This is a genomic window from Flammeovirgaceae bacterium, assembly GCA_015180985.1.
In the GTDB taxonomy this organism is placed as follows: Bacteria; Bacteroidota; Bacteroidia; order Cytophagales; family Cyclobacteriaceae; genus UBA2336.
Genome location: CP054185.1, coordinates 1,836,403 through 1,855,725 on the forward strand (window position 1 = coordinate 1,836,403; position 19,323 = coordinate 1,855,725).

Sequence of the window (19,323 nt, forward strand, 5' to 3'; positions counted from 1 at the left end):
AATTAACCGAAATGGAAGAATTTCAACCCCGTGTGTTCAAGTTTAAAGCCTGGAACCGCGAAGACCGGCTGCTGGTTAAATTGAGCACAATTGATTTTAAAAAAGGAGTTCTCTATAAAAAAGATCATGTGCTGCTGCAGTTTACGGGGATGCTTGACAAACACGATGAAGAGATTTACGAAATGGATATACTGATGAAGCAGGACAAGAAGTACCTGGTACGTTGGCACGAGCAACAAAACGGATGGTACATTTTGCACCTTCCGGCACAGGCTTCGCTTGAGCCGTTACGCAATGAAGAGGCCCGTACAATGAAACGGTTGTGGAGTTACTTTGAATCGGAAGCAAACGGGAACGAAAGCTGCTAACGGTTACTTCTTTGCCTTTAATTTGTCTTCAATGTATTTAACAGCAGCGCCAATGGTAGTGAGTTTTTCGGCATCGTCATCCGGTATTTTAATGTCGAAGGTTTGTTCAAAGTCCATCACAATCTCGGCATAATCAAGCGAATCAATGCCCAGATCCTTAACGAGGTTGGTATCGGGATTTATTTCGGATTCGGCAACGCCCAGTTTTTCGATCAGGATACGGGCCACTTCTTCTGAAACGTTTGGCATAAGGTAATTAAAAAGGTGGTCAAAGGTATTAAATGAGGGGGTTCAGTCCAAACCTAGAACCGCATGATAAATTCGGTTCCTCCGCCCAGGGTTGATTTTACGGTAAGTGTTCCCTGGTGCTGCCGCATAATCTGCCTGGATAAACTCAGGCCGATACCGGAGCCGGTTTTTTTGGTGGTGAAAAACGGAATGAAGATCTTTTCCAGCGCATCCGGATCAATACCGCTGCCGTTATCGCGAACGGATATAACCGGGCGTAACTTTTGGTTACAATACGCTCGCAGTGTTATTTGTTTATCAGGCTGTTCATCAAAAGCCTGGATGGCATTTTTAATCAGGTTAATCAGTACTTGTTCAATCATGCCCTTATCGGCCATAATGGTCAGGTCGGCCGGCTCAACCAGGATATTCATCGTTATCTGTTTTTCGGCCAGCTCATTTTTATGCAGCATAGAAAGCTCTTCCAGCAGGGGCTGAACCATTACCGATTGTGGTTTGGGTTTGGGTATGTGGGTAAGGCTTCTGAATTCTTTTACGAAGTGAATCAGGTTGGCGCTGCGCTTGCTGATGGTTTGAAGCGAGAGTTGTACATCCGAAAGTTGTTCGGCATTAAGCGGCTTATCCTGCTGGTTTTTTAAATGATTGTTCAGCTCATCCTCCAGTGTTCCGGCCAACGAGGAGATAGGGGTTACCGAATTCATGATTTCGTGCGTAAGCACACGCACCAGGTTTTGCCAGGCTTCCATTTCTTTTTCTTCCAGTTCGCTCTGGATGTTCTGCAATGAAATCAGCTTTAACGTTTCACCCCGCAGGGTAAGTTCAATGGCATATACCGAAAGTTGGATAAAGTCTTCGCCAACCTGCAGCCGCAGCAGTTCGCGGCCTCCGGTTTTTAACCGGATGAAGGCCGTAACCAGTTGTTCGTTTACTTCTTTAAGGTCTTGCAGGGTGTCGGCTTTATTTATCCGCAGCAGTTTTCGGGCTGCGCTGTTAAAAATTTCGATTTTACCATCGCGTTCCCTGAAAATTACAAGACCGATGGCTACATGCATAACAATGTTTTTGTAGAACAGGTATTCCGTATCCTTTTCCTGCCGTGAATTCCTGATTTTTACCAACACTTCGTTTAACTGTTTTTCCAGTTCTTTGGCATCGGCATCGGTGCTATCCGTTTTAAACGAAGCAGTTATTTCATCAAAGCGTATTAGCTGAAGAAGCGATCCGATTGCAGGTTGCGGTCTTTCGATTAGGTCAAGCAGCTGCTTCACCTGGAAAACGCAGGCAGCCAGTAAGGCCAGGGCAGGGATGTAGCTGTTCCGGTCGAACAGAAAAAATCCAAAAGCAAGAATGGTAACCGCCAGGATGGCAAGGCGTGTTAGATATGGCGATTTCCGGTTGAGGTACACAGGCAACTGTTACAGTCCGTACTTTTCCATTCTGCGGTACAGCGAGGCGCGGGTAAGTCCCAGTTCATCGGCTGCTTTCGAAATGTTGCCGCTGTGTATGCTCAGCGCTTTAACAATAGCGGCTTTTTCAACTTCATCGAGGTTCAGCGTTTCGGGCGACATGGCGGTTACCGGCCGGCTGAACAGGAAGTCTGTTTCCTGTAATGAAGCAGAGTCGGTCATGATTACGGCTCGTTCAATAGCATGTTGCAGTTCGCGGATGTTGCCGGGCCAGGCGTACCGTTTCAGCTTGTCAATGGCTCCGGCTGATATAGCGGTAACCTGCTTGTGGTATTTACGGGCATAGTAATTCAGGTAATGGTCAGCCAGTAACGGAATATCTTCAATCCGGTCGCACAACGGAGGTACACGGATCTCAACGGTGTTAATGCGGTAGAGGAGGTCCTGGCGGAAGGTGCCTTCTTTCACCATCTGGTGCAGGGGCATGTTGGTGGCGCAAATCAGGCGGATGTCAACCGGTATGGGTTGGTTTGAGCCTACACGCGTTACCTGGCGTGATTGCAGTGCGCTCAACAGTTTGCTTTGCAGGCTCAAACTCAGGTTTCCGATTTCATCCAGAAATAAGGTGCCTCCATTGGCCAGTTCAAAGCGGCCGGGCCGGTCTTCGCGCGCATCGGTAAAGGCGCCCTTTTTGTGCCCGAAGAGTTCGCTTTCAAATAACGTTTCGGTAATAGCGCCCATGTCAACGGCCACAAAGCTGTTGTCTTTCCGGAGGGAACGCTGGTGAATGGCGCGCGCAATGAGTTCCTTGCCGGTTCCGTTTTCACCCAGTATCAAAACATTGGCATCGGTTTTCGCTACTTTTTCAATCAGGGTAAATACTTCTTTAATGGCCGGGCTTTGGCCGATGATTTCGCCAAAGGGTTTGCTGATCTGCTCTTCGAGCATTTCTTTGGCTTTGCGCAGTTTGTCCACCTCGTTGTAGGATTGTTTTAACCGGATGGCGGTTGAAATGGTGGCGATGAGTTTTTCGTTTTGCCAGGGTTTTAGTATGAAATCGGTTGCGCCTTGCTTCAGGGCTTTTACAGCCATTTCCACATCGCCAAAGGCCGTGATGAGGATAACCACTGCGTTGGGATCTTTTTCAAGGATTTTCTCCAGCCAGTAAAAGCCTTCCTTGCCGCTGGTAATGTCTTTGCTGAAGTTCATGTCCAGCAGGATTACATCGTAGGTATCATTATTGAGGAGGAAGGGTATTTTGTTTGGATTTTTTTCGATGATTACATGATGGTTCTGTTTCTTAAGCAACATTTTGGCTGCCAGCAACACATCTTCATCATCATCAATCATCAGAATTTTTGCCTGGCGTTCGGCCTGGCGGGCGCTTTCGGTACTCATTTCGTTTGTTTAGGGTGGGTAAGGTACTCGAATACCATGCCACGGTTAATAACTGCTTATAAAGCCCTAATTATAGTTCGGGCTGTTCCACAATGTACAAATATGTTCAATTCTGAACACAGGGATTGTTCGCTGGCACACGGAATGTGCTTAATTGATACGCGAAATAACCATTTTACCGGGGTAAACCGCATACCGAACTTCATCGGTTAGCAGAATAAAGAGGGCGGTACTATCAGTATATTCTTTTCGCTGCGTTCCGTCAAACAAATCATAAAAGTTCAACCTTCCTTTATCGGCATAATAGAGTTCTTCACCGATAAAATTAAACCACCTGATTTCCTCACCGGGAATGGTTTTCAGTTGCTTACCGAACCCGCTGAAGATGTGTATTTGGCTATTAATTAACAGAAAGAGAAAGCCCTGGTATTCTCTCAGTAATTCAACGTTGCCATGTAAACCAGCTGGCAGTGTAAATTCTGCTTCTGTTTTTAGCGAAGCGAGGTTTATCCGTCTCAAACTGTAATCTGCTTTATCCAAAATCCACATACCCTGATCCCCGGCTGAACAGGCCAGCCAGGGTTCAATAGCAAACTCTTCATTAATCGGAGTTTTTGGTTCACTTCCAAAACCTGTAAAGCCTGCCAGGTTGCGCGCTCGGTAATGGGTGAATGTTCTTGAACCATCGCGTGGTTCGAAAATCGTTGGCGATTCTTTGGGTTTAAATTCGCCAATTAGTTTACCTTCTTTACTGTATTTTATTATCTGGTCGTTCTTCAACTGTATGTATAAATCGCCAGGCCGATCGATAAAGGCATTAACGGGTTCGGCAGATAAAATAATTTCGATTCCTGCTTGTTGGGCTGCTACCGGCAGGCTGAAATAAACAAGTAGTAACGCTAAGATTTTAGCCCTCGAATGATTTAAGTTCAACGTTCTTCCCATCATAAACAGCATATGTACTGAAATGCACCCATTCACCCAGGTTGATATACCGGCTTTGTTGCCCAACCGCTAAATCAAGGGGCAAGTGCCGGTGCCCGAAAATATAAAAATCATGGTGCGTAGTTTTTTCCACATCACGGCAATACGCCAGCAGATATTCGTTCTCTTCGCCCTGAAATTTTTCTTCCCGCCTGGTGTTGCTGATGCGGCTCTTGCGCGACCAGTAATGAGCAATGGCAATGCCAAGATTAGGATGAATACGGGCGAACAGCCATTGACAGAATTTACTGTTGAGAAACTTTTTCAGGATTTTGTACGTGTGGTCACCAGGCCCCAGGCCATCTCCGTGGCCAATCATTAATTTATGGTTGGCAGCGGTAAGCACAATCGGTTTGCGGTACACAGGAATGGCCAGTTCGGTGGGGAAGTAGTCGAACATCCACATGTCGTGGTTGCCGGTAAAAAAGTAAATGGGTATGCCGGCATCGCGCAGTTCGGCCAGTTTGCCCTGCAGGCGGATAAATCCTTTGGGTATGGCTTTTTTGTATTCAAACCAGAAATCGAAAATATCGCCCATCAGGTAAATGCTGTGGGCATCGTGGCGGATGTGTTCAAGCCAGCGAACAATTCGTTTCTCGCGCTCCAGACTCGATTGCGTATCCGGAACACCCAGGTGAAAATCGGAAGCGAAATAAATCTTGTTATTGTTCAGTATTACTTCCATAAAATGAAAAAGCCCGGTTGAACCGGGCTTAAATATAAGTCCAAATATCAGTATTTACTGTGGCGAGGCTTTTGACTCTTCTGCAGCCGGAGTTTCCGTTACGGTTGGCGTGCCGTTGGTTTCAGTTTTAACCTGCTCCGGCTTACCGTTGGTAAATTGTTGATAAGTGGTGGGCTTATCGAACGGGCGTTTACCGATGAGCCGTTCCAGATCGCTTTGAAAGAGAATTTCTTTTTGAAGCAATTCGTTGGCAATTACTTCAAGGTGCTGCCGATGCTTGCTGAGCAGGCCTTTGGTGCGCTCGTAGCACTCATCAACAATACGTTTTACTTCTTTATCAATTTTTTCGGCCGTTGATTCGGAATAGGGTTTCTGGAAGGTGTAATCGTTGGCTTTGGAATCGTAGAATGAAATGTTACCGATTTCCTTATTCATGCCATAAACCGTAACCATGCTGTAGGCCATTTTGGTTATCCGTTCCAGGTCGCTTAACGCACCGGTTGAAATTTTTCCGAACACCAGGTCTTCGGCCGCACGCCCACCGAAGGCCATGCACATTTCGTCCAGCAATTGCTCGGTTTGGTAGAGGAATTGTTCTTTTGGTAAATACTGGGCATAGCCCAGGGCGGCAACTCCACGGGGTACAATGCTAACTTTCACCAACGGGTCGGCATGTTCTAAAAACCAGCCGGCCACGGCATGACCGGCTTCGTGGTAGGCCACGATTTTCTTTTCTTCCGGTGAGATGATTTTGGTTTTCTTTTCGAGCCCGCCAATCACCCGATCGATAGCGTCCTGGAAGTCCTGCATATCAACAGCCTTCTTGTCTCTGCGGGCAGCAATAAGCGCAGCTTCGTTGCACACGTTGGCAATTTCCGCCCCGGCAAAGCCGGGCGTTTGAGCCGAAAGTTTTTTGATGTCAACGTTCGGATCAAGTTTAATCGGCTTGAGGTGTACCTTGAAAATAGCTTCACGGCCCACGATGTCCGGTTTGTCAATACTAATCTGCCGGTCGAAACGGCCGGGCCTCAGCAGGGCGGAATCCAATACATCGGGGCGGTTGGTTGCCGCCAGGATGATAACGCCTGAGTCGGTAGCAAATCCATCCATCTCAACCAGCAGCGAGTTGAGCGTATTTTCGCGTTCATCGTTGGCACCGGGCATCTGGCCTCTTCCGCGCGAGCGGCCGATGGCGTCAATCTCGTCAATGAAAACAATGCAGGGTGCTTTTTCTTTTGCTTGTTTAAAGAGGTCGCGCACGCGGGCTGCGCCAACCCCCACGAACATTTCAACGAAGTCGGAGCCGGAAAGTGAGAAGAAAGGCACGGCTGCTTCACCGGCCACGGCTTTTGCCAGCAGGGTTTTACCGGTACCCGGAGGACCCACCAGCAAAGCACCTTTCGGAATTTTTCCGCCCAGCTTGGTGAACTTGGAAGGATTTTTTAAGAACTCAACAATTTCCTGAATTTCTTCCTTGGCTTCGTCAAGGCCGGCTACATCTTCGAAGGTTATCTTCACTTTGTTTTCGGCATCGAACAAGGCAGCTTTTGATTTACCGATGTTGAAGATTTGGCCGCCAGGCCCTGCACCGCCCGTCATTCTCCGCATCAGCATCCAGAATCCGAAAAGCAGCAGGAACAGAAAACCCCATTGCACAAGTACGCTAAAGTAATCGCTGCGTTCTTCAAACTGCAGGTCAACCTGTTCGGAACGGGGAATGTCTTTGTTTAACTCTTTGTATTCAGTAATAAATGATTCGATGGTGCCCACTTTCATTTTAAAATGGGGGCCGTTAGGATTTACGCCAAACCGGTTGCTGTTTTCGAGGCGCTCTTTGTATTTGGCATTTTGAAGGGCGCTGGCGGTAAGTGTTATCTCCAGCACATCCATGTTTTTGATCAGCACAACGCGTTTCAAATCGCGGCTCTTAATCATGGACTCAAACTCGCTGCGGTTTACTTCGGGCAGGCCGGATGAGTTGCCGAAATACATAACACCCATGATAACTGCCACGGTTACCAGAATAACCCAAAGCTGGTAGTTGCCTTTCGGTGGTTTGGGCGGGATAATTTTATTATTGTCTTTTTTGGTGTCTGACATTGCTTTTGTTCAATAACGGGTTAAATCTCAATATGTTCCCGGAGGCTCATTTTACTTCAATCATCTCTGCATCGCCCCAGAGTTTTTCCAGTGCGAAATATTCCCTGCGGTCGTGCCGGAAAATGTGGGCGACCACATCAAAGTAGTCGAGCAGCATCCATTCTTTATTGTTTTTTCCTTCAATGTGCCAGGGGTTTTCTTTAACCAACTTATACACTTCCTGGTCAACCGAGTCGGCTATGGCATCCAATTGCCTATCCGAGCTGCCCGAACAGATAACAAAAAAGTCGGCTACGGCATTTTTTACTTTCCGGAGGTCCATAATCAGAATATCAGCGGCTTTTTTCTCCTGCATTCCTTTTACGATGGCATCACAAAGTATTTCCGAACTGCCACCCTTTCTTTTTTTTGCCATTCAGCTATCTTCGGTTTACGTGCAAAACTACAACAATTCCATGTATAAAATCCCTGCCAATACCCTTTTCATGGGCAAACGCCTAATTTATATGCCAGAATGTCACTCTACGAATGATGAAGCAAGCAAGCTAATCGGGGCGGGTGGTGAGGTAAACGGAACGATAATGATTACTGATAAACAGGTTGCGGGTAAGGGACAACGTGGAAACCGGTGGGAGGCAGCACCTGCCAAGAATCTCACCTTCTCAATTGTTATAACCCCTACTAGGTTTTCAGCAATAAATCAGGCGTACCTTACCATGGTGGTTTCGCTGGGTATTCATGATTGGCTTAGTCGGACGCTTCAGCAGAAGAAGGTTTACATCAAATGGCCTAACGATGTGCTCGTTGCCGATCGCAAGGTGTGTGGAATACTTATTGAAAACCACATCACCGGCAATTTCATATCGCATGCAATTGTAGGTATTGGCCTGAATATCAACCAGGAAACTTTTCAGGCGCCTTTAGCCGTATCACTCAAAATGCTTACCGGTAAAGCATTCAACTTACAAAACTGCTTTGAGCAGGTTGTTGCCTGTATCGAATCGCGCTACCTTATGCTTGAGCAGAATGAATTTGTGCTTATTAAAGCCGAATACCTGGAGCGGCTTTATTGGATAGGTGAGCCGCATTACTTTATCAGTGCGGGTAAGCGTTTTTCCGGAATCATTACAGGCACCGATGAAAGCGGCCGGTTGGTGATTGATGTAAACGGCACCTCAAAGACCTTTGATGTGAAGGAAGTTTCGTTTGTGAGGTAAGCATGTGCCACTCATGTAATATGCAGGCATCCCATCCTTTAAATTTAGTTTCTGATCATTTCCTGCCGTGAACAGGCTTGCCGGTTGGTATCTTTAACGCATTAAAATCAACTCTATGAAAGCAATTTATTCCATCCCCGCCTGTATTGTTTTGTTCTTTACACTTTCGCAGGCTGTTTCACAAAAACTCGACATGGACAAACTCAAAGGCATGAAGCCCCGTGCCATCGGTCCTGCGGCCATGGGCGGCAGGATAACCGCCATTGATGCTGTGATCAGCAATCCGGATATCATCTATGCCGGTGCAGCTTCCGGGGGTGTATGGCTTTCGGCCAGCGGTGGCGTAACCTGGGAACCTGTTTTCGATAAGGAATTAACACAGTCCATTGGTGCAATCGCTATTCAGCAGGATAATCCCTCGGTGGTTTGGGTAGGTACCGGTGAAGGAAACCCGCGCAACAGTTTAAACGGGGGCGATGGCATTTATAAAACGCTAGATGGTGGTAAAACGTGGAAGAAAATGGGCCTCGAAAAAACGCGGCACATTCATCGGATTATTATCGATCCGAAAAATCCGAACACGGTTTATGTGGGAGCAATCGGTTCGCCATGGGGTGAACATCCTGAGCGGGGTGTTTATAAAACCACCGATGGAGGTGCTACCTGGGAACGTATTCTATTTGTGGATAACAAAACCGGCTGTGCCGAACTGGTGATGGATCCATCTAACCCGAATAAATTATTCGCCAACATGTGGGAGCACCGCAGAATGCCATGGACGTTTAAGTCGGGTGGGCCGTCTTCCGGTTTGCATGTAACGTATGACGGAGGAAAAACATGGAAGAAACTCACCAGCAAAGAAGGCCTGCCCGAAGGTGAGTTAGGCCGCATGGGTCTGGCCATCGCCCGCAGTAAGCCCAGCGTAGTGTATGCGCTTATTGAAGCAAAAAAAAATGCCCTGTACCGTTCGGATGACGGTGGCGAGAAATGGGTGAAGGTGAATGACAAAGAAGAAATAGGCGACCGGCCCTTTTACTATTATGAGATTTATGTCGATCCGAAAAACGAGAACAGACTTTATTCCATATACTCACGGGTCGGTGTGAGCGAAGATGGGGGCAAATCATTCCGGCAACTGCTTCAGTATTCGGGCGTGCACCCCGATCACCATGCCTGGTGGATTCATCCCGAAAACCCAAATTTAATTATCGATGGTAACGATGGCGGCCTGAACATTTCACGCGACATGGGTAAAACCTGGGTATTTGCCGACAACATCCCGGTAGGGCAGTTTTACCACATTAATGTGGACATGGAACATCCGTACAATGTGTATGGCGGCATGCAGGATAACGGCTCGTGGGTAGGACCTGCGTATGTATGGCGAAGTGCCGGCATTCGCAACTCGTATTGGCAGGAAACATACTTTGGCGATGGCTTTGATGTATTGCCTGATCCGGATGATGCACGTTATGGGTATGCCATGTCGCAGGGTGGAAACCTTGCACGATACGATTTGAAAACCGGCTTCACCAAAAACACAAGGCCAACGCATCCCGATCCGAATATGAAACTCCGGTTCAACTGGAATGCCGCGCTTGCACAGGATCCCCACAACAACTCAACCATCTATTATGGAAGTCAGTTTCTTCATAAGTCCTCCAACAAAGGCGATACATGGGAAATCATTTCGCCTGATTTAACAACCAACGATCCGTCAAAACAAAAGCAGCATGAAAGCGGGGGCCTCACTATGGATGCCACCGGGGCTGAAAATCACTGCACCATTCTTGCCATTGCAGCAAGCCCGGTAAAGCAGGGCGTCATCTGGGTAGGTACCGATGACGGCAATGTGCAGGTTACCCAGGATGGTGGCAAGACCTGGACAAACGTTTCATCGCGGATTACCGGTATGCCCAAGGGTGCATGGGTTCCGCAAATTCAGGCATCATCAAAAAATGCCGGTGAAGCATTTGTGGTGGTTAATAACTACCGGATGTTTGATTACAAACCGTATTTATTCCGCACCAAAGATTATGGAGCAACCTGGGAGAGCCTGGTGACACCCGCACAGGTGGGTGAAAGCAATTTTACGCTGGCCGTTGTGCAGGATCCGGTTGAACCTAAACTCATGTTTTTAGGAACAGAGAACGGATTGTTCGTTAGCATTGACGAAGGCAAAAACTGGACGCGCTGGACACATGATTATCCGGCAGGTGTTCCAACAATGGATTTGATAATCCATCCGCGCGAACATGACCTGGTTATCGGTACATTTGGCCGCGCCATTTATGTGCTGGATGATATCCGGCCCTTGCGCGAAATGGCTAAAACCGGAGGCATGCCTTCCAAAACAGTGCAGTTGTTTCCTCCACCCGATGCCTACCAGGTTTCCATACAGCAGCCTTCAGGCCCGCGCTTCGATGCCGATGCAGTATTCAACGGCCAGAACAGACCTGCCGGAGCGATGATTACCTATGCCGTGAATAAACCCACTGCACCCAAAGAAGAAACAAAACCTGCGATTGACCCCAAAACCAAAAAGCCGGTTGCTGAAGCCAAACCTGCAGCACTTACACAGTCGAAGCCCGGAGTAAAATACGATTCAGTGAAGTTGGAGATTTTCAATGCGCAGGGGAAATTGATAAACACCATACGCCAGAAGGCGCCTGATGAAAATGGCGTGTACCGCATGAGCTGGATGCTGAATGAACGTAGCGATCGGCAGCCATCGCGCGAAAGGCCTCGCGGTGAACCAGGCGGTGGCGGAGGTGGTTTTGGCGGATTTGGCGGTACACCGGTTTTGCCCGGCACGTATAAACTGCGTGTCACATTTGGCGACCAGAAAGATTCAACAACGCTTACCGTTAAAACCGATCCACGTATGGATGTTCCGGCAAGTGTTTATGAACAACGCTACGCCATGCTCAAAGATTTACAAGGCCTGCGCGCCAAAGCCACAGTTGCTACCGACAGGCTGCGCGAATCGAAAGAAGTGGTTGAGGATTTTGAAAAGAGAATCAAAGATGCAAAGCGGACCGACCTGAAGGAGGCAGCCGACAAAACAAAAGCTATGAAAGATTCTATCGATGCGTTATTCGATTTTATCCTTGGCAAGGTAGATACCCGCCAGGGCATCTTGCGTGCGCCCGATCCGACTCCGGTATCCTACATTCAAACCGCTTTGGGCTATGTGGCCCGCTCGCGCGACCCGATAAGCGATACTGACAGGCGCGTGTATAAACATGCCGAGGATAAGATTGCCCAGGTGACTAATCGCGTAAACAACTTTTTTAACACCACCTGGAAGCAGTATCGTGAGATGATGGAAAAAATTTCACTGTCACCGTTTAAGGACTATGAGCCGATTAAACAATAGCGGCCGGCTTTAACGATTAATTTATGCAAGTCTGGCTGGATAACCCGGCCAGACTTTTATTTTTGGAGTTTCAGATGGTTACTGTAAGAAATTTGTCGTTTACGTACGCAGGTTCAACGCCTATGTCCTTTCCTGATTTTCAAGTTGGTAGCGGTGAACATGCCCTGCTGTTGGGCGACTCGGGTAGTGGTAAAACAACGTTGCTTCATCTTATAGGCGGCCTGTTGCGCGGTTACACAGGGTCGGTGCAAGTTGATGGAGCCGAACTGGCTGATCTTTCGGAAAAGGAATTGGATCACCTTCGCGGAAGAAAAATCGGATTTGTTTTTCAGCGCAATCATTTAATCAGCGCACTAACCGTTAAGCAAAATCTGTTACTGGCATCCTACCTGGCGGAAGCGCCATTGGCTGCACAACGCGTTGAAGAGGTGCTTAATCACCTCTCGCTTACCAATTACAGAAATCAAAGCGTATTAAAAATAAGTCAGGGCCAGGCGCAACGGGTGGCCATTGCCCGCGCGGTACTGAATAAACCTTCGGTAATCCTGGCCGATGAACCGACTTCGGCATTAGACGATAAAAACTGCGAGCGGGTGATTAACCTGTTGCTTCAGGCGGCAAACGAAAACAAAACTACCTTGTTGGTGGCCACGCATGACCACCGCCTGAAATCTGTTATCAGTCAACACATTATGCTGCGCGCATGAACCTGGGCATATTGGTATGGAGTTACCTGAAAGCAAGGCCGCTGAACACGGTACTGAATATTGTATTGCTTTCGCTGGGTATTGCGGTAATGGTAGTGCTGCTTCTTTTCAGCAGGCAACTGGAAGAGAAGATTCAATCCAATGCAAAAGGAATTGACCTTGTTGTTGGAGCGAAAGGGAGTCCACTGCAATTGATTCTTTGCACCATTTTTCATATTGATTTTCCTACCGGCAACATAAACCTGGCCGAGGCCGAAAAAATTGCGAAGCATCGCCTTGTAAAAAAAGCAATACCCATGGCGCTGGGCGACAGTTATCAGGTATTTCGCATTATTGGCACCAACCTGGATTATCCTGCTTTATACAATGCTGAATTGCAGTCCGGACAATGGTTTCAGCATGATCTGGAAGTCGTGTTGGGAGCCAACGTGGCATCCCTTACCGGGTTTGGTGTTGGCGATAAATTTGAAAGTGCGCACGGCCTTTCGGCCGGAGGGCACGCCCACGAAGAACACCAGTTTAAGGTTGTTGGCATTTTGAAGAATACCGGCTCGGTACTTGATAACCTTATCCTCACCTCGGTGGAAAGTGTGTGGAAAGTACACGACCTGCTTGTTGAAGTGGTCACTGATTCACTTCGAAAGTCGGTATTGGTGCCTTCGGTGGCAGCCGGTGATTCAACGAAAGAGCTTACTTCCATATTAATTCAATATCGTTCGCCCATGGGCGCCATCCAATTGCCGCGCTATGTAAACCAGCAAACCAGCATGCAGGCCGCATCGCCAGCCTTTGAAACAGCCCGCCTCTTCACCATTCTGGGTACGGGTGTTGATGCGCTGATGATTTTGGCTTATGTGCTGATAATTATTTCAGCTCTGAGCATTTTTATTGCCCTGTATAATTCGCTGAAGGAAAGGCGTTTTGATTTGGCCGTTATGCGCACGATGGGCGCCACCCGCATAAGACTGGTTTTTACCATTTTGACCGAAGGTGTAAGTTTAACGTTGTTGGGTAGCCTGGTTGGTTTGGCGCTGGGGCATGGAGTTGTGTGGGTGATGGCGCAGGTGATTGAAGAGATTGAGAAAACCGGAATTACCGGACTTATTATTTATAGAGAAGAATGGATAATTTTGGCGGGAAGTTTGTTGTTGGGAATGTTGTGTGCTTTACTGCCTGCCTGGCAGGCGTATCGAACGGATATTTCAAAAGTACTGGCTGGAAACTAAACCGAATAACGAACAACTAACAACCATTAACCAACTTATGAGTAATCTGCGAATTATACTTTTTGCTGTAAGTTTTCTTATGGCATCTTCAGTGGTCGCTCAAACCCCGAAGTTTGATGCCTGGAACGAATTTGCCAAAACCAAGTTTGAGCCCAAATATTACGAGAAAATTGGCGAGTATCTTTTTTACCCCAATTTTCCGGATGCCTTAAAAGCACTGGTGGGTAAAGAAATTACGGTTGAGGGTTACTATGTCCCGTTTGCGCCTGAAGAGGGCAACTACATTATCATTTCAAAATACCCCATGAGCCAGTGCTTCTTTTGCGGAGGTGGCGGGCCGGAGTCTATCGCTGAGGTTACTTTTAAAACCAATCCCGGAAAATTTCAGGTAGATGACCTGATAACCGTGCGCGGTAAACTTAAACTGAACTCCGATGACATTGACCATGTTAATTTCATTCTCACCGAAGCGGTGTTGGTGAAAAAGTAATCCCTTTTGCTTGGGTGGCCGCCACCTGCCTTCTCATTCCGGGTACCACGCGTTCAAATGTTCCATTAGTTATTTGCCGTAACAGGCCGAAACGGGTGTCTGTTTATTGATGTTTGCTTTTATAGTTAGGATTCCTAACTTTATGCAGTTAAACAAAATTTACACCTTATGGCAACAAGTAAAGGATACGCTTACGGCCAGGCCGGGCTCGACAAATCGCCTGTTTCACTTCAGGATTTGGCTTTATTAAAGAAAACGTTGTTATGGACCGATGAGGACGATCGCGCCCTGCGGATGGCGGGCGATGTGTTAAAGGACCAGGTTGACAAGGTGCTGGATTTGTGGTACGGGTATGTAGGGGGTAATGATCACCTGGTACATTATTTCACCAAAAACGGGCAGCCCAATGCCGACTATCTGGCTGCCGTACGGGCCCGCTTCGGGCAATGGATTATGGATGTATGCAACCGCCCCTACGATCAAACCTGGCTCGACTATCAGTATGAAATTGCCAGGCGGCACCATAGTTCCAAGAAAAACAAAACCGATGGCGTTGATACCGTTCCCATAATTCATTTCCGGTACATGGTAGCCTTTATTTACCCGATTACCGCAACCATCAAATCATTTCTTGAAAAAAAGGGGCATGCTGCAAAAGAAGTGGATGCCATGCATCATGCATGGTTCAAAGCCGTAACCTTAACGGTCGTACTGTGGTGCTATCCGTATATCAAAAACGGTGAATTTTAATATGGAAGTAGCCGTTTGGGATACCTGGGTTAAACGGAGTGATGGCCGCTTAATGAATTTTGACATAATTGTTCCACGCACCTTCACTGATGCAACTAAAATTTTCTCCTTTGGCACGGAGTACCTTGCCTCAAAGGGAATGCAAGGAAAACTACTCTCTTCAGCCGAATGCCGGTTTTGTCATGTTCAGGTGGCCTTGCCGGAATGGATAAGCCAAATTAAAGAGCTGGGGTATTATATTTGTGAATTGCAAGGATGTGAATAATGCCGCAATCGCCATTTAATTTACAGGTACAGAATACGCAGGTTGAAGGAAGAATTGTAATTGCGCTTGAACGAATAGCCCAGGCATTTCGTGTATTGCTGTGGAATGAGGGAAAAGCCCACGCACTAAGTCCCGTGCAGGTGCAAATACTGATCTTTCTTCTTTACCAGCCGGTTGAAAGACGAACGATTAGTCTGCTAGCCGAAGCATTTAATTTAACCAAGGCTACTCTTAGTGATTCGGTAAAAGTACTGGAGAAGAAGAAGTTGGTGAAGCGCGTACCCAATCGGGATTTGCGAAGTCATACGCTTGAACTAACGGCTAAGGGGCGGGAGTTAGCCATGCAATCAGCCGTTTTTACACAGGAAATTCAACGTCCAATCAATAAACTAAGCCAGGCTGAAAAAGAATCCATGCTCCTTGGCTTACTCGACATTATTTATCATTTAAATCAACAAGGTATAATTAGTATTCAGCGGATGTGTTATTCCTGTGTCCATTATAAGGCCAATTTTAAAGGGCATCCTCATTATTGCCGGTTGCTTAATCAACAACTCCGGCAAGCGGATATCCGGATTGATTGCCCCGAATATTCATCGGTATTTTCTACTTGACAACCTCACTCGTTACTTTTATACTTGCACCGCTTTGGTTCCTGACTGGTTAACCAATCAGAAAGGATGAAAAGGGAACCCCGTGAAAAGCGGGGGCTGTTCCCGCAACTGTAAGCATCGTTTGCACTTGTCTGATTCTTTAAGCCACTTTTCAGACGTCATCGTCAGGATGGGAAGGCGCAGGCAAGGGATGCAAGCCAGGAGACCTGCCAAAGTAAATTGTTTTTCAGTGCTTCGGGTAAAAGCGACTGTGATTCATGTGCCTGCGCGGTAGCCTTATCGCCTCCCACCTGATTCATTTTCAGCCTTTACTCTTTTTTCGAACCGTTAAAACCTTTTTCAATTATGAAAAAAGAGATTAAAGTCTGGGCAATGACCATGATTGCCTGTTGGTTCTGGGTACCAACGCAAACAAACGCCCAACAAGATTCACTGTCATCAACTACACTTCGTGAGGTGGTGGTAACGGCCACCAAGTTTCCGAAAAATGTTTCTGAAACCGGAAAAATACTCACCATCATTGATGAGGAGCAATTATCACGAAGTGCCGGAAAGGATTTGTCGCAATTGCTGAATGAGCAGGTGGGCCTGGTCATCAACGGGGCGAACAGTAATCCCGCCAAGGATAAATCGGTTTTTTTGCGTGGTGCAGCAGGTAAGTATACACTTATACTTGTTGATGGCATACCGGTAAACGATCCTTCGGGCATAGATGGTGCTTTTGATTTGCGCTTGCTTTCTATCGACCAGGTTGAACGCATTGAAATTTTAAAAGGAAGCCAATCGACCTTGTACGGAACCGATGCCATTGCCGGGGTAATCAACATCATCACCAAAAAGAAAGGAGATAAACCGGTAAGTGGGTCAGGCACGGTAAGCTACGGCAGCTACAATACCTTTCGGGGGAATGCTGGCGTTTCGGGCAGTACGAAAAAATTTGATTACAACCTGGGCTACACACGTTTTCAAACCGATGGGCTCAGCGAGGCCAGAGATACAACCGGTACGGCCGGTTTTGATAAGGATGGTGCGGAACAGCATGCAGTTCAGGTATACGTGGGGTACAAGCCGGTTGAAAAACTTTCTTTGCGTCCGTTTTTGCGGTTTAACGATTTTAAAGGTGACTATGATTTGGGTGCATTTACCGATGATGCCGGGGCAAAGTATGATGCTACCACCTTGCAGTATGGGCTAAATACGGATTACCGGTTAACAAATGGTTCTGTATCGTTAATGTATGCACATAATAAATACGAAAGAACATTTTCGGATATGTTTGGCTCCAACGATTATGATGGCCGCTTTGACCACGGTGAAATTTTTGCTCAGTTCAACCTATCCGCCCATGTGCAAGTATTGGGTGGGCTTTCGTACCAACAATTTAAAATGATAGCCACAAACACCACTATTGAAAATCCTGAAACAACCATCACAAGTCCTTACGTTTCATTTTTCATTAACAACTTAAAGGGGTTTTCAGCAGAAGTGGGGGGACGTTTGAACAGCCATTCGGTATATGGAAATAATTTTACTTACAGTGTTAATCCTTCTTACCTCATCAATAAAAAAGCAAAGCTGTTCATTAATTATTCCACGGGGTTCAAGGCGCCAACGCTTTCACAATTATATGGCCCGTTTGGTGCCAATGAGGATTTGAAGCCGGAGGAAAGTAAAAGTTTTGAAGGGGGCTTGCAATGGTTGGCCGAAGATGGGAAGGTGGATGTGCGGTTGACGTACTTCAACCGGAAAATAGATAACGTAATTGCGTACACCACCGGTTATATAAACTGGGATAAACTGGCTGACCGGGGCGTTGAAGTGGAGGCATTCTATAAATTGAACAAGTTCACTTTCACGGGCTTTTATGCGTATGTGGAAGGAGAAGTTACCACACCCGTGGGTGCAGGTACGGAGACAAAGCCGAATGATCTGCTTCGGAGGCCAAAGCACTCGGTGGGGCTTAATGTGGGCTTCCAGGCAACGGAAAAACTTTTTGCCAGTTTGAACTTTAAAACCTTCGGCCAACGAAACGATTTATTTTTCGATTTTAACACGTTTGCCGCAAGCCCGGTGGTGTTGGACGCCTACCAGTTACTGGATGTTTATATGGAGTATGTTGTGATCAACAACCGGATAAAATTGTTTGGCGACTTCCGCAACCTCCTTAATCAGGATTATTACGAAGTGTACGGGTACAGTACGCAGCGTTTTAATGCAACGGTAGGGGTTCGGGCACAATTTTAAAATTTATAAAGCAGGTTTATGAACAAGCGAAAGGGAGTCAGTAAAAAAGTAAATTCAGGTAAAGTAATCGGTGAACCCGATTACTATTTCGAAAACGGAAACCTGGTGTTTACGACTGCCTATCATTAAAAAGCGGGGATTCTGTTGCCGGAATGGGTGCCGTCATTGTCCGTATTCAAATGGTTAAGAATTAAACTAACTTAAAGCGGCAACCTAAAGCGTTAACAGGTGTTTGGCAAAGACTTCATTTCCTTTACCCCGAATGGAAACGGTTAGCTGAAGTTTTTCGGCTTGCTGGCTGATTTCAAGTACTCCGAAATTTTTTTTCATAATCAGTTCACCAACCCGGTATTGATTGGCTTCGCCCCAGGCTTCAGCCCAGGTATGCGTTAATCCGCTGGAAGTAATATCGTAAAGCGGATAGGGTAGGCCTGTAATATCCATTTTTGATATTTCTGCAATGTGCCGGTCACCGCTGATAATCAAAACTTTTTTGTTCGGATACTTTTTTAGTAGTTCGATCAGCCGTTTGCGGGCAGCAGGAAAATTTGACCATTTTTCAAAATCATGTTCGCCCGAAATAACCTGGATGCTGGAGTTGATGATGTTCAGGTTGGCGTTGCTGCTTTTCAGTTCCTGTTCAAGCCAATGCCATTGCTCTTCACCAAGTATATCGCCTGTTGTGTTGGCGATGTACCGGTACCTTCTCCGGTTGGCTGTTGAATCAAAGTAGTATTCCTTATAAACCGTGTCGCGGAACCAGCGGGTATCAAGGTTTATAATTTTTAAACGCAGGTTTCCTTTGTTAACGGTATGCGAATTATAAATGCCATTGTGGTTGCGAATGGAATTATCCTTTGAAAACCCGATGAAATCCATCATCAATGTTTTGCTCTCCTGTTTCCTGGAGTAAAATTTTCCACCATCGTTAATGCCATAATCGTGGTCATCCCAGGTACCGGTTACCGGGCAGGTGGCCAGCAGTTTTTGGTAACCGGGATTATTTTTTTGTTGGTTGTACTTTTCTCTCATCACCTGCATATCATGGGTGTCGCCATAAATATTATCTCCTCCCCATACCCAGAGATCGGGTTTCAGGCTTACTACTTCGTTCCATAGCTGTTCGGTTAAATTTTGCCGGCTGCAGGAACCGAAAGCAATTTTTACTGTAGGCTGGCCATGAAGCTGGTTAATGTGAAGCAGCAGAGCCAATACTGTAAGTGTACGCATTCGTATTAATT

The 19,323-nt window shown here is 46.7% G+C and carries 18 protein-coding genes, 1 pseudogene and 1 riboswitch; of the genes and pseudogenes, 11 read left to right on the plus strand and 8 right to left on the minus strand.

Features of this window, described 5'->3' with window-relative positions:
- Nucleotides 1-11 precede the first annotated feature (11 nt).
- Nucleotides 12-368 (plus strand): hypothetical protein, encoded by a 357-nt coding sequence (locus HRU69_08660; protein ID QOI97555.1) that lies wholly within the window; start codon nucleotides 12-14, stop codon nucleotides 366-368.
- 3 nt (nucleotides 369-371) lie between these two features.
- Here the strand turns inward: HRU69_08660 and acpP are convergent, their stop codons facing one another.
- The 7 genes from acpP to rsfS all read right to left on the minus strand — a co-directional run bounded on the left by acpP (nucleotide 372) and on the right by rsfS (nucleotide 7,605).
- Nucleotides 372-617, minus strand: coding sequence for an acyl carrier protein (gene acpP, locus HRU69_08665; GenBank protein ID QOI97556.1), 246 nt, complete (start codon nucleotides 615-617; stop codon nucleotides 372-374).
- 53 nt (nucleotides 618-670) lie between these two features.
- A complete protein-coding gene (locus tag HRU69_08670) occupies nucleotides 671-2,023 on the minus strand; it encodes a GHKL domain-containing protein (GenBank protein ID QOI97557.1) in 1,353 nt (450 codons plus the stop codon).
- 9 nt (nucleotides 2,024-2,032) lie between these two features.
- Nucleotides 2,033-3,373: a sigma-54-dependent Fis family transcriptional regulator gene (locus HRU69_08675; protein ID QOI98873.1), complete on the minus strand. Its 1,341-nt coding sequence runs from the start codon at nucleotides 3,371-3,373 to the stop codon at nucleotides 2,033-2,035.
- Nucleotides 3,374-3,571: 198 nt separating this feature from the next.
- Nucleotides 3,572-4,369 (minus strand): hypothetical protein, encoded by a 798-nt coding sequence (locus HRU69_08680; protein ID QOI97558.1) that lies wholly within the window; start codon nucleotides 4,367-4,369, stop codon nucleotides 3,572-3,574.
- Nucleotides 4,329-5,090, minus strand: a complete 762-nt coding sequence (locus tag HRU69_08685; GenBank protein QOI97559.1) for a UDP-2,3-diacylglucosamine diphosphatase — start codon at nucleotides 5,088-5,090, stop codon at nucleotides 4,329-4,331. Before HRU69_08685 ends, HRU69_08680 begins: the two co-directional genes overlap by 41 nt.
- 54 nt (nucleotides 5,091-5,144) lie before the next feature.
- On the minus strand, nucleotides 5,145-7,190 hold the full coding sequence (locus tag HRU69_08690) for an ATP-dependent metallopeptidase FtsH/Yme1/Tma family protein (protein QOI97560.1): 2,046 nt from the start codon (nucleotides 7,188-7,190) through the stop codon (nucleotides 5,145-5,147).
- Between the two features lie 46 nt (nucleotides 7,191-7,236).
- Complete coding sequence (gene rsfS, locus HRU69_08695) at nucleotides 7,237-7,605, minus strand: ribosome silencing factor (protein QOI97561.1); 369 nt, start codon at nucleotides 7,603-7,605, stop codon at nucleotides 7,237-7,239.
- Between the two features lie 40 nt (nucleotides 7,606-7,645).
- On the opposite strand from rsfS, the gene HRU69_08700 reads away from it, so the two are divergent.
- From HRU69_08700 to HRU69_08745, 10 genes and pseudogenes are all read left to right on the plus strand, one after another.
- Complete coding sequence (locus HRU69_08700; protein QOI97562.1) at nucleotides 7,646-8,407, plus strand: biotin--[acetyl-CoA-carboxylase] ligase; 762 nt, start codon at nucleotides 7,646-7,648, stop codon at nucleotides 8,405-8,407.
- Nucleotides 8,408-8,522: 115 nt separating this feature from the next.
- The gene (locus HRU69_08705) at nucleotides 8,523-11,786 is read left to right on the plus strand and encodes a hypothetical protein (protein QOI97563.1); all 3,264 of its coding nucleotides are present in this window, start codon (nucleotides 8,523-8,525) and stop codon (nucleotides 11,784-11,786) included.
- A gap of 23 nt (nucleotides 11,787-11,809) precedes the next feature.
- Entirely contained in the window at nucleotides 11,810-12,493 is a 684-nt protein-coding gene (locus HRU69_08710; protein QOI97564.1) for an ATP-binding cassette domain-containing protein, read from the plus strand.
- Entirely contained in the window at nucleotides 12,490-13,719 is a 1,230-nt protein-coding gene (locus HRU69_08715) for an ABC transporter permease (GenBank protein QOI97565.1), read from the plus strand. The genes HRU69_08710 and HRU69_08715 overlap by 4 nt, the downstream gene beginning before the upstream one ends.
- A gap of 37 nt (nucleotides 13,720-13,756) precedes the next feature.
- Nucleotides 13,757-14,209, plus strand: coding sequence for a hypothetical protein (locus HRU69_08720; protein ID QOI97566.1), 453 nt, complete (start codon nucleotides 13,757-13,759; stop codon nucleotides 14,207-14,209).
- Between the two features lie 168 nt (nucleotides 14,210-14,377).
- Nucleotides 14,378-14,959 (plus strand): protogloblin ApPgb, encoded by a 582-nt coding sequence (locus HRU69_08725; protein ID QOI97567.1) that lies wholly within the window; start codon nucleotides 14,378-14,380, stop codon nucleotides 14,957-14,959.
- A gap of 1 nt (nucleotide 14,960) precedes the next feature.
- A complete protein-coding gene (locus tag HRU69_08730; GenBank protein ID QOI97568.1) occupies nucleotides 14,961-15,224 on the plus strand; it encodes a DUF2024 family protein in 264 nt (87 codons plus the stop codon).
- Nucleotides 15,224-15,838 (plus strand): winged helix-turn-helix transcriptional regulator, encoded by a 615-nt coding sequence (locus HRU69_08735; GenBank protein ID QOI97569.1) that lies wholly within the window; start codon nucleotides 15,224-15,226, stop codon nucleotides 15,836-15,838. The genes HRU69_08730 and HRU69_08735 overlap by 1 nt, the downstream gene beginning before the upstream one ends.
- 18 nt (nucleotides 15,839-15,856) lie before the next feature.
- A riboswitch (cobalamin riboswitch) is annotated at nucleotides 15,857-16,067 on the plus strand.
- 116 nt (nucleotides 16,068-16,183) lie between these two features.
- Nucleotides 16,184-18,082, plus strand: coding sequence for a TonB-dependent receptor (locus tag HRU69_08740; GenBank protein ID QOI97570.1), 1,899 nt, complete (start codon nucleotides 16,184-16,186; stop codon nucleotides 18,080-18,082).
- Nucleotides 18,083-18,100: 18 nt separating this feature from the next.
- Nucleotides 18,101-18,269 (plus strand): annotated as a pseudogene (locus HRU69_08745) (hypothetical protein).
- Between the two features lie 26 nt (nucleotides 18,270-18,295).
- Here the strand turns inward: HRU69_08745 and HRU69_08750 are convergent.
- Nucleotides 18,296-19,312 (minus strand): alkaline phosphatase family protein, encoded by a 1,017-nt coding sequence (locus HRU69_08750; protein ID QOI97571.1) that lies wholly within the window; start codon nucleotides 19,310-19,312, stop codon nucleotides 18,296-18,298.
- Between the last annotated feature and the right edge of the window lie 11 nt (nucleotides 19,313-19,323).